General features: G+C 64.4%; 9 protein-coding genes and 1 pseudogene (1 of these 10 only partly in view). 1 reads left to right on the top strand and 9 read right to left on the bottom strand.

Annotated elements, in window-relative coordinates:
* The first annotated feature begins 242 nt into the window (after positions 1-242).
* Entirely contained in the window at positions 243-1,424 is a 1,182-nt protein-coding gene (locus K789_RS0120425; RefSeq protein WP_128081639.1) for an IS30 family transposase, read from the top strand.
* A 77-nt stretch (positions 1,425-1,501) separates the two neighbouring features.
* Here the strand turns inward: K789_RS0120425 and K789_RS0120420 are convergent, their stop codons facing one another.
* The 9 genes and pseudogenes from K789_RS0120420 to K789_RS0120380 form a co-directional block, all read right to left on the bottom strand.
* A complete protein-coding gene (locus K789_RS0120420) occupies positions 1,502-1,834 on the bottom strand; it encodes a hypothetical protein (protein ID WP_128081686.1) in 333 nt (110 codons plus the stop codon).
* An 82-nt stretch (positions 1,835-1,916) separates the two neighbouring features.
* Complete coding sequence (locus tag K789_RS25750) at positions 1,917-2,459, bottom strand: hypothetical protein (protein WP_051181195.1); 543 nt, start codon at positions 2,457-2,459, stop codon at positions 1,917-1,919.
* A gap of 290 nt (positions 2,460-2,749) precedes the next feature.
* Complete coding sequence (gene nrdF / locus K789_RS0120410) at positions 2,750-3,724, bottom strand: class 1b ribonucleoside-diphosphate reductase subunit beta (RefSeq protein WP_024368367.1); 975 nt, start codon at positions 3,722-3,724, stop codon at positions 2,750-2,752.
* An 87-nt stretch (positions 3,725-3,811) separates the two neighbouring features.
* Positions 3,812-5,932: a class 1b ribonucleoside-diphosphate reductase subunit alpha gene (gene nrdE, locus K789_RS0120405; RefSeq protein WP_024368366.1), complete on the bottom strand. Its 2,121-nt coding sequence runs from the start codon at positions 5,930-5,932 to the stop codon at positions 3,812-3,814.
* 83 nt (positions 5,933-6,015) lie between these two features.
* Entirely contained in the window at positions 6,016-6,507 is a 492-nt protein-coding gene (gene nrdI, locus K789_RS0120400) for a class Ib ribonucleoside-diphosphate reductase assembly flavoprotein NrdI (protein WP_029705520.1), read from the bottom strand.
* A gap of 39 nt (positions 6,508-6,546) precedes the next feature.
* Positions 6,547-6,792 carry a glutaredoxin-like protein NrdH gene (gene nrdH, locus K789_RS0120395; protein WP_024368364.1) on the bottom strand — a complete coding sequence of 82 codons (246 nt, stop codon included), beginning with the start codon at positions 6,790-6,792 and terminating at the stop codon, positions 6,547-6,549.
* Positions 6,793-7,317: 525 nt separating this feature from the next.
* Positions 7,318-8,673: an SAM-dependent methyltransferase gene (locus K789_RS0120390; RefSeq protein ID WP_051181193.1), complete on the bottom strand. Its 1,356-nt coding sequence runs from the start codon at positions 8,671-8,673 to the stop codon at positions 7,318-7,320.
* A gap of 2 nt (positions 8,674-8,675) precedes the next feature.
* Positions 8,676-9,407 (bottom strand): DUF1365 domain-containing protein, encoded by a 732-nt coding sequence (locus K789_RS0120385; protein WP_024368362.1) that lies wholly within the window; start codon positions 9,405-9,407, stop codon positions 8,676-8,678.
* Positions 9,404-10,662, bottom strand: a pseudogene (locus K789_RS0120380) (NAD(P)/FAD-dependent oxidoreductase) (it continues 142 nt past the right edge of the window). The gene K789_RS0120385 and the pseudogene K789_RS0120380 overlap by 4 nt, the downstream one beginning before the upstream one ends.

Here is a 10,662-nt window from a genome sequence, read left to right as displayed (position 1 = left end):
CGACCGTGTCGTCTTTAACGGGAGAACCTCGAACCAACAGGAAGTACGCGCAGGGGCAGAAGGATGAGTTCTTCGTCGTGTTCGACCGGCTCAAGAGCACGGGGGCGGCGGCCAGGGAGCTGGGATTGAGCCCCGATACGTGCGCCGGCTGGGTGCGTAAAGCCGGACTGAAGAGCCATGGTAAACCGGGGGCGCGCCCTCACCGGGGCCGGGATGAGTACTTCCGGTTACGCAAGGCCGGCTTGAGTCGGCGGGAGGCGGCCGCAGCGGTCAGCGTGCATCCCAGGACCGCGGCGGAGTGGGACCTGGGGATTCGTAAGTCAGGCGGCCGACGCATTTACGCTGATGGGCGGGTGGTCGATTACAAACGTGGTGTGACCACTATGACCTCGCCGGCCCTCGCCCCACCGACAGCGGCTCTCGAGAAACTCATCGACCCGCGATTTCTTAGCGTGCAGGAGCGGGAGATGATCCGGGACCTGAAAGCCTCGGGTTCATCGATGCGGGCGATCGCCAGCGTGCTTGGCCGTTCGGCTTCAACGATCAGCCGCGAGCTGGGCCGAAATGCCGATGCCCTGTTGGGCTATCTGCCCCACGGGGCGCAGCGGAAGGCCGCTGCCCGGCGGCCACGACCCAAAAACGCCAAGCTCGCTGGCGAGTCGGACCTGCGCGACTATGTGAAGGCCAAGCTGCTCATACGCTGGTCTCCGGAGCAGATCAGCCACACCCTGGTCAAAAAGTTCCCCGACCAACCGGAGATGCGTGTGAGTCCAGAGACGATCTATCAAGCCCTCTACGTCCAGGCCAGAGGCGGACTCAAACGCGAAATACAGGCAGCCCTGCGCACCGGCCGGACCCGCCGGAAACACCACCAGAGCGGGGAACAGCGCACCTCCCGGTTCGTGGATCCGATGGTCATGATCTCCGAGCGTCCACCCGAGATCGAGGACCGCGCAGTACCCGGTCATTGGGAGGGGGATCTCATCACCGGCGCCTACAACCAGTCCGCGATCGGAACCCTGGTCGAACGCACCACCCGCTACGTGATGCTCGTCCACCTGCCAAATGACCACACCGCCGAAACCGTCCGGGACGGGCTCATCAACACCATCTCTGCCCTGCCGGCACATCTGCGAGGCTCTCTGACCTGGGACCAGGGCGCGGAAATGGCCGCCCACAAGACCTTCACCCTAGCCACCGAAATGCAGGTTTACTTCTGCGACCCAGCCAGCCCCTGGCAGCGCGGTTCGAACGAGAACACTAACGGGCTGCTGCGCCAGTACTTCCCCAAAAGCACCGACCTGTCCGCCTACGGACCTGAAGACCTCGAACACGTCGCTCAGGAGCTCAACGGCCGCCCACGCAAAACGCTCGGCTGGGATACCCCAGCCGAGCGTCTACGTGATTTACTACTAACCACCTAACCACCAGGTGTTGCAACGACCCCTAGAAACCGCCTGACCGGTACGGGGCTTTGTTGTCGGCGCAGGTGGCGGCCGGACTAGACCTTGACGCGGATCTGGGCCTTGAAATAATTGACCTCGACCAGGCCGCGTGAGGAGGGCGTCAGGGTTTCGGACAAGGAGTCCAGGAGTGTCTGGGCCTGCGCGGAGGCGGTCTTCCAGACTTCCGCGGTGACGGCGTCGATCCTGAACAATGCGACCTCGATCTGAGCCCCGGAGGGCAGCTCAGCGAGGACAGCGGATCCGTGGAAGGCGACGAGCTTCTCGACGGTGACACCCTCCAGGAGCCGGTCTTTGGCTTCGAGGACCAACAGGCAGGTGATGGAGTCTGCGTTGAGTGCTTCGCCGAACTCGGTTTTGAGCAGATGCATGGTGTCCTTCGAGTGGGGTCGTGCGCCGGACATGAAGAAGGCCCCGCCGAAGCAGGGCCTTCCAGGTGACGCGGTGCCCGGGTCAGAGCCCGCGGCGCTCCCGCAAGAAGCCGATGCCCAGGACGATCAGGACCGGCGCGGCGAGCAGGAGGTTGACCAGGAAGATCGCCGGGCCACCGTCGGCCCCCGCAAAAAGTGCTCCCAGCAGCAGGCCGAACCCGGCGAAGCTCAGGGCCGTAATCGGCGCCCCGCGCAGCCGGCTCCGCTGCTTGGCCAGCAGTACGATGCCGGACGTCAGATTTCCGCCGGACGCGACCATGGACAGGAAGGCCAGAAAGCCCATGTCTCTGGCGGTACCAAGACCAAATTGCATGAACAGCCAGCAGCCGTAAACGATCGCGATGATCCCGACGGCGACCCGGTAGCCGGAGGACTTTGGCAGCGGCCGTCCTGCCGGTGCCCACTGGCCGGGCTGGCCGTACGGGGCTGGCTGACCGTATTGGGCGGGCGGGCCGTACTGCGGGGCATAGGGGCCCTGTTGCCCATACGGGGCCGGCGCGGGCGCACCGAACTGCTGCGGGTACTGGCCCGGCGGGCGGGTATGGCGCCGGGTAGGAAGGTGCATACGGCGGTTAAGCCCCGGCCGGCCGTAACCGGCTGGAGGCGCGAAGGCAGGCTGTTCCGGCTGGACGGGGCTCGGCTGTGGCTGGTGCCGCGGCGCTTCCGATTCCGATTCCGATTCCGGGCAAAAGCATCGCAGAAGGGACTGAGCCAGGGTGTCCAGAGCGCCGGCGGAAATCACAGTAGTTGGCCAACTGTATGCAACAGTTGGCCAACTACTGTGAAACGTGGCCATCTAAGTTGGGAAATGGCCAAGTACCGTGGAATCTCACATCCGACCTCACAAGGAGGAGACTAGAAGTCCCAGTCGTCATCCTCAGTGTTAACAGCCTTGCCAATCACGTAAGACGAACCCGAACCCGAGAAGAAGTCGTGGTTCTCGTCAGCGTTCGGCGACAGGGCCGACAGGATTGCCGGGTTCACGTCGGTGACGGAGGCCGGGAACATGGCCTCGTAGCCGAGGTTCATCAGCGCCTTGTTGGCGTTGTAGTGCAGGAACTTCTTGACGTCCTCGGCCAGGCCGACGGAGTCGTAGAGGTCATGCGTGTACTGGACCTCGTTTTCGTACAGCTCGAAGAGCAGCTCGAAGGTGTAGTCCTTGATTTCCTGCTTGCGCTCCTCGGACAGGCCTTCCAGGCCCTTCTGGAACTTGTAGCCGATGTAGTAGCCGTGTACGGCCTCATCGCGGATGATGAGGCGGATCAGGTCGGCGGTGTTTGTCAGCTTGGCCCGTGAGGACCAGTACATCGGCAGGTAGAAGCCCGAGTAGAACAGGAAGCTCTCCAGCAGCGTGGAGGCCACCTTGCGCTTCAGGGGATCGTCGCCCTGGTAGTAGTCCATGACGATCTGGGCCTTCTTCTGCAGGTTCACGTTCTCGGTGGACCAGCGGAACGCCTCGTCGATCTCCTTGGTGGAGGCCAGCGTGGAGAAGATGGAGGAGTAGCTCTTGGCGTGCACGGACTCCATGAACGCGATGTTCGTGTAGACAGCCTCTTCATGCGGGGTGATCGCGTCCGGAATCAGCGAGACAGCGCCGACGGTGCCCTGGATCGTGTCCAGCAGGGTCAGGCCCGTGAACACGCGCATGGTGAGCTGCTGCTCGTCCGGGGTCAGCGTTGCCCACGACTGGACGTCGTTGGACAGCGGAATCTTCTCCGGCAGCCAGAAGTTGTTGACCAGGCGGTTCCAGACGTCCACGTCCTTGTCGTCCTGGATGCGGTTCCAGTTGATCGCCTCAACGTGGCTAAGCAGCTTGACCTTCTCGGTCATGTCATCCCCTAAAAAGTTGGGTTGTTCTGTGAAGTTAAGCGTACGACGGCGGGNCCCGCCGTCGTACTGTCGCGATTTAGTTGAAGATTAAAGCATGCAGCTGACGCAGCCGTCCACCTCAGTCCCTTCCAGCGCGAGCTGGCGGAGACGGATGTAGTAGATGGTCTTGATGCCCTTCTTCCAGGCATAGATCTGGGCCTTGTTGATGTCGCGCGTGGTGGCGGTGTCCTTGAAGAACAGCGTCAGGGACAGGCCCTGGTCCACGTGCTGGGTTGCCGCAGCGTAGGTGTCGATGACCTTCTCGTAGCCGATCTCGTACGCGTCCTGGTAGTACTCCAGGTTGTCGTTCGTCAGGTACGGCGCCGGGTAGTACACGCGGCCCAGCTTGCCTTCCTTGCGGATCTCGATCTTGGACGCCACCGGGTGGATCGAGGAGGTGGAGTTGTTGATGTAGGAGATCGAACCCGTCGGCGGGACAGCCTGCAGGTTCTGGTTGTAGATGCCGTGCTCCATGACGGAAGCCTTCAGCTCGCGCCAGTCATCCTGCGTGGGGATGTGGATGTTCTGGAACAGCTCGGCAACCTTGGCGGTCTGCGGGACCCATTCCCGGTCCGTGTACTTGTCGAAGAACTCGCCCGAGGCGTACTTGGACTTCTCAAAGCCGCCGAAGGTCTGGCCGGTTTGGATGGCCAGCCGGTTGGAGGCGCGGACCGCGTGGAACACCACCGAGTAGAAGTAGATGTTGGTGAAGTCGATGCCTTCTTCGGAGCCGTAGTGCACCCGCTCGCGGGCCAGGTAGCCGTGCAGGTTCATCTGGCCGAGGCCGATGGCGTGGCTCTGGTCATTGCCGCGGGCGATCGAGGGCACCGAGGTGATGTTGGACATGTCCGAGACGGCCGAGAGCGCGCGGATGGCGGTCTCGATGGTCAGGCCGAAGTCCGGCGAGTCCATCGCCTTGGCAATGTTCAGCGAACCCAGGTTGCAGGAGATGTCCTTGCCGGTCTGGTCGTAGGACAGGTCATCGTGGTACGTCGTGGGCTGGGAGACCTGGAGGATCTCGGAGCACAGGTTGGACATGATGATCTTGCCGTCGATCGGGTTTTCCCGGTTCACGGTGTCCTCGAACATGATGTACGGGTAGCCGGATTCGAACTGGATCTCGGCGAGGGTCTGGAAGAACTCACGCGCCTTGATTTTGGTCTTCTTGATCCGGGAATCGTCCACCATCTCGTAGTACTTCTCGGTGACCGAGACGTCGGAGAACGGCATGCCGTAAACCTTTTCGACGTCGTACGGCGAGAACAGGTACATGTCCTCGTCCTTCTTGGCCAGCTCGAAGGTGATGTCCGGGATCACGACGCCGAGCGAGAGGGTCTTGATGCGGATCTTCTCGTCCGCGTTCTCGCGCTTGGTGTCCAGGAAGCGGTAGATGTCCGGGTGGTGCGCGTGCAGGTACACCGCGCCGGCACCCTGGCGGGCACCGAGCTGGTTGGCGTAGGAGAAGCTGTCCTCGAGGAGCTTCATCACGGGGATGACGCCGGAGGACTGGTTCTCAATCTGCTTGATCGGTGCGCCGACCTCGCGGATGTTGGTCAGCGCGAACGCCACGCCGCCGCCGCGCTTGGACAGCTGCAGGGCGGAGTTGATGGAACGGCCGATCGACTCCATGTTGTCTTCGATGCGGAGCAGGAAGCAGGAGACCAGCTCGCCGCGCTGGCGCTTGCCGGCGTTGAGGAACGTCGGGGTGGCCGGCTGGAAGCGGCCCTCGATGATCTCATCGACCATCTGGGTGGCGAGCTGCTCGTCGCCGCGGGCCAGGTGCAGGGCCACCATGCAGACGCGGTCCTCGTAGCGCTCCAGGAAGCGCTTTCCGTCGAACGTCTTCAGCGTGTAGGAGGTGTAGAACTTGAAGGCGCCGAGGAACGTCTCGAAACGGAACTTCTTCTTGTACGCGCGGTTGTAGAGCTCGCGGATGAAGTTCATCGTGTACTGGTCGAGGGTTTCGCGCTCGTAGTACTCGTTCTTGACCAGGTAGTCGAGCTTTTCCTCAAGGTCGTGGAAGAACACGGTGTTGTTGTTCACGTGCTGCAGGAAGTACTGGTGCGCGGCCTCGCGGTCAGCCTCGAACTGGATCTCCCCGTTCGGGCCGTACAGGTTCAGCATGGCGTTGAGCTCGTGGTAGCCCAGGCCCTGGAAGGCAGCCGGCATGACCGGCTTCTCACCCGGGACGGTGTGCTTCTCGACGTGCTTTTCGACGGCGGCGGGCTTCGCTGCGGCGGAGCCGGACCCTGTTACTTCTGTGTCTGCGACAGTCGTGTCCAAAATTCTTCCAATCCTTGTTGTACTCGGCTGACGTCTTCCGGCGTCCCCATGAGTTCGAAACGATATAGGTGCGGGACCTGGCATTTCGCGGCGATGATGTCGCCGGCCATGCAGTAGTTGTCCCCAAAGTTCGTGTTGCCCGCCCCGATCACTCCACGGAGCTGTTGCCGGTTCCTCGGATCGTTCAGGAAGCGGATGACCTGCTTCGGAACGGATCCTTCTCCCCCGGTGCCGCCGTAGGTGGGAAGCACCAGCACATAGGGTTCGGTGGCCACGAGCCCGGGTTCCCTCGCATGGAGGGGGATCCGCGCCGCGTCCACGCCCAGCTTTCGAACGAAGCGTGCGGTGTTCTCCGACGTGGAGGAGAAGTAGATGAGGTGGCTGGCGGTGGTCCGGGGGGTGTCTGAGTTCCGGGCGTCTGCTGCCAGCGGCGTGTGGGCCGCTGCTGTTGCCAGTGCCATGGGAGTCACCTCATCTGACGTGTTTTCCTGCGAAGCGGTTCAGGCGACGGCGACGGCGTACGCCTGCGCCAGTTCCTCGATCTTGTCGGGGCGGAACCCGGACCAGTGGTCCTGGTCGGTGACGACGACCGGAGCCTGCATGTAGCCGAGGGCCTTCAGGCGCTCGAGGGCATCCGCATCCTGCGAGATGTCGACGCTCTGGTAGGTGATGCCCTTCTTATCCAGCGCGCGGTATGTCGCGTTGCACTGAACACAGGCCGGCTTCGTGTAAACCGTAACGGTCATGGTCCCTGTCCCCTTTGTTGAAGTCTTTGGTACTGCGTAATTTTTTACTGCGAAACTGTCCACTGCGTTCGAGCTGAGTCTCTGCTGCGTCTCTAGTGCATCTCCGGTGCCAGTAGTCCGGGCGGGCCGATCCGGGACAGGAATCCTTATCCGTTACTGGCCTTGCCTGGCGAGCATTGCTGCTCCGCTGGAACTGTATGTCGATACTACATGTAGTGCAAGAGCCCGATGCGGACCCCAAGATGATGTATTACAAGTATGTCATTTAATGCACCGCCAGTCCACAGGCGGGGTGCCTCAAAATGTCCGTATTTCCGCCATTTTGCCGGACGAAATCCACAGGCTGTGGAGTACCTTTGCACAATTAACTCCCCTGCGTGTCGCGTGGTGGACGGCGTGTCGCCGGTGTGCGGCGCAGGTGTGCGGAGTGCTGTTAAGCACTGGATGTGGTGTCCGGAAACACGAAGAAGGCGGGCACCCGCCGGGTGCCCGCCTTCTTCAGCGTGAGGCGTCTAACAGCAGCTGCTAGTTGCTGGCCTCGCCCACTGTCCGGCGGTCCAGGACAATCTGCTGCACGTCGAGGTAGCCGGTTTCGAAGCCCGCCCGGGAGTAGCAGAGATAGAACAGCCACATGCGCTGGAAGATCTCGTCGAAGCCCAGCGCCCGGACGTCTGCGGAGCGGGCCATAAAGCGCTCTTCCCAGAGCCGCAGCGTCTGGGCGTAGTGCTCCCCCATGGCAAGGCGTTCGCGGACGCGGAGTCCGGTCTGCTTCTCCGTGATGTCCTCGATGGCCCGGACGGAGGGGATGACGCCGCCGGGGAAGATGTACTTGTGCACCCACGTGTAGCTGGTGCGGGTGGCCATCAGCCGGTCGTGGGCGATCGTGATGGCCTGGATGGCGACCTTCCCGCCGGGGGCGAGGACGCGCTCGATGGTCTGGAAGTACGTGGCCCAGTATTCGAAGCCGACGGCCTCGATCATCTCGACGGAGACGACGGCGTCGTACTCCCCCTCGACCGCGCGGTAGTCCTTGAGCTCGATCGTGACGGCGTCGGTGTAGCCGGCGTCGGCGATGCGCTTGCGGGCCAGTTCCTGCTGCTCGCTGGAGAGGGTGACGGAATAGACGGTGGCGCCGCGCTGCGCGGCCCGGAGGGCGAGCTCGCCCCAGCCGGTGCCGATTTCCAGCACCCGGGTGCCCTGCCCGACGCCGGCCTTGTCCAGCAGCCGGTCGATTTTGGCCTGCTGCGCGGCGGCGAAGCCGTCCCAGGCGACGCTCTCCAGCGCTTCGCCGGATTCCGGGAAGAGTGCGCTGGAGTAGGTCATGGTCTCGTCCAGGAACGTGCCGAAGAGCTCGTTGGAGAGGTCGTAGTGCCGGGAGATGTTGGAGCGGGTGTTCTGCTCGGTGTTGCGTTCCTTCCGCGGCTGCCGTGGCAGGTAGAAGGCACGCAGTTTCTGCAGCGGTTCCGGCACGAGGGTCCCGACGCGGGCGGCGAAGACCTCCATCACGGCGGTGAGGTTGTCAGCGTCCCAGTCGCCGGCCATAAAGGACTCGCCCAGGCCGATCAGCCCGCCGTCGCCGAGCCGGGCCGCGAACGCCTCGGGACGGTTCATGGTCATGACGGGATAGGTGTGGCCGGGCGTGGCGGCCTTGCCCAGGACGGTACCGTCCGGGTAGCGGACCTCCAGCGGAAGCCGGCGGACCGCGGCTTTGAAGATGGCGTCGGCGGCCCGGCCGGCCACCCGGGCTTTGAGGCTCGAGGGGACGGTGGCGATGCTTGGCCAGATGGCGGCGTCGACCGCGGCGGGCGGCTGCGGGACGGTGTAGGGGGCTGCGGACTCATGCGTCCGGCGCGCGGCGCCGGATCCGGTCGCTTCGGTCATTGTCACTGAACTGCCTCCTGTGAAGGGTGGTGTGGTCGTTTGATGATGGGCAGCCGACGTGCCCAGAGTTTGATTCCCTGCCAGCGGATCTGCGCCGAGACGCGCAGGGGTGCCAGCGGCACCGCGAGCGCCGTGGCGAGGATGTTCCGCACGTTGGCGTCGTGGCGTTCGCCGTCCACGCTGGCGATGAAGGGCTGCTGCCCCTCGCGTTCGAGGACGATCGAGACGGCGAGCCGCTCCCCTGGTTCCGGGAGTTTCATCCGGTACTGGCCGTCGACGTCGTTGAAGGGTGAGACGTAGAAGGCCTTCGGGACGCTGGCCCGGCCGGCGTCGTCCGTTTCGAGGAGGTAGCAGTGCCGCTCGCCGTAGGTGTTGTGGACCTCAGCGAGGACGCAACGCAGGTCCCCGGCGGCGTCGTGGCACCAGAACAGGCTCAGCGGATTGAAGACGTGGCCGAACACCCGGGCGCTGGCCAGCATGGTGATCCGGCCGCCGTCGAGGTCGATCCCCCGGGTGGCGAGGAACGCCTCAACGTTGCCGCGGAGGGTGCCGTCCGGGTCGCCCAGGTGGTCCGCGACGCTGAAGCCGGCGAGCGGCCGGAGCATGCGGGGCATCACGGGGAGCCGGTCGACGTCGACGTACCAGCTGTAGCTGCGGTAAGTGAACGCATTCTTCAGCGGGGTGCGCCGCACATGCGCGATGGAGGTGCGGTAGATGGCGGCTGTGGCGTTCATGAGCCCTCCGCAGAGACGCTCTGCAGGTCCGGGTCGATGGCCACGGCACGGTACTCCTCGTTGAGGGCGACGGCGGGGTCGTCCCAGGTGCGTCCCAGCCGTTCCGCGGCCCGGACGCCGGAGAGGGCGCCGTCCTCGTGGAATCCCCAGCCGTGGTAGGCGCCGGCGAAGGTCAGCCGGGCGTCGCCGAGGTCGAGGATCTGCTGCTGGGCGCGGAGCGACTCCGGGGTGTACTGCGGGTGCTCGTAGACCATGCGTTCGAGCACCGTGGTGTCCGCAATCAGTTCGGATTCGCCCAGGCTGACGATGTAGCGCCCGCCGTCTGCGGGGTCGAGCCGCTGCAGCCGGGTCATATCGTAGCTGACCAGGACCTTGTCCGGCCGGGCGTCGCAGGAGGGCAGACGGTAGTTCCAGGACGCCTTGGCGTTGTCACTGGACGGCAGCACGGCGGCGTCGCGGTGGAAGACGGTGTGGTTGACCGAGTACGGCATCCCACCGAGTGCGGCCCGCTCGGCGGGCGAGGCGTCGGTGAGCATGCCCAGCGCCTGGGCCGGGTGGGTGGCAATCACGACGGCGTCGAAGGCCTCGGTGCGGAAGCCGCCGTCGACTGTACTCATGGTCAGTTCCACGCCGTCCGCGTGGCGGCGCACCCCGGTGACGGGGCTGGAGAGGCGGATGTCCGGCAGCGTGGCCGCGAGCTTGTCGACGTAGGTGCGTGAGCCGCCGGTGACGGTGCGCCACTGCGGCGAGCCCGAGACTCCGAGCAGTCCGTGGTGGCCCAGGAAGGTGAAGAGGTAGCGTGCCGGGTAGGCGAGCGCCGTCGTCGGGTCGCAGGACCAGACCGCGCTCACGATGGGGGTCATGAAGTGCGAGACGAAGTAGCTGCTGAACTTCTCCCGGGCCAGGAAGTCGCCGAGGGTCAGCTCCGGGGCAGCTGTGTTCTCCCCTGCGGGGGCGCCCTCGGCGAGCAGGGCGCGGGCCTTCCGGTAGAAGCGCATCACCTCGAGCAGCATCAGCAGGTAGCGGCCGCGTAGCAAGGTGGCGGGTCCGGGCAGGATGCCGCGGCCCTTGGCCCGGGCGCCGGCGTATTCCAGGCCGCAGCCGTCGCAGCGGACGGACATGCTCATTTCCGAGTCCTGGGTTTCAATGCCCAGCTCGGCGAAGAGCCGCAGCAGTGTGGGGTAGGTCCGTTCGTTGTGGACGATGAAGCCGGTGTCGATCCCGAGCACGGGCCCGCCGGCCTGCGGCACGTCGT

Source organism: Arthrobacter sp. TB 26, assembly GCF_000427315.1.
GTDB lineage: Bacteria > Actinomycetota > Actinomycetes > Actinomycetales > Micrococcaceae > Arthrobacter.
Note: the sequence above shows the minus strand (reverse complement) of the source record. Positions and strands in the feature narration are given on the sequence as shown.

Coding starts and splice junctions, on each gene's coding strand:
- K789_RS0120420 (WP_128081686.1), bottom strand. CDS start 1,834: ATGCATCTGCTCAAAACCGAGTTCGGCGAAGCACTCAACGCAGACTCC.
- K789_RS25750 (WP_051181195.1), bottom strand. CDS start 2,459: ATGCACCTTCCTACCCGGCGCCATACCCGCCCGCCGGGCCAGTACCCG.
- nrdF (WP_024368367.1), bottom strand. CDS start 3,724: ATGACCGAGAAGGTCAAGCTGCTTAGCCACGTTGAGGCGATCAACTGG.
- nrdE (WP_024368366.1), bottom strand. CDS start 5,932: ATGCCGGCTGCCTTCCAGGGCCTGGGCTACCACGAGCTCAACGCCATG.
- nrdI (WP_029705520.1), bottom strand. CDS start 6,507: ATGGCACTGGCAACAGCAGCGGCCCACACGCCGCTGGCAGCAGACGCC.
- nrdH (WP_024368364.1), bottom strand. CDS start 6,792: ATGACCGTTACGGTTTACACGAAGCCGGCCTGTGTTCAGTGCAACGCG.
- K789_RS0120390 (WP_051181193.1), bottom strand. CDS start 8,673: ATGACCGAAGCGACCGGATCCGGCGCCGCGCGCCGGACGCATGAGTCC.
- K789_RS0120385 (WP_024368362.1), bottom strand. CDS start 9,407: ATGAACGCCACAGCCGCCATCTACCGCACCTCCATCGCGCATGTGCGG.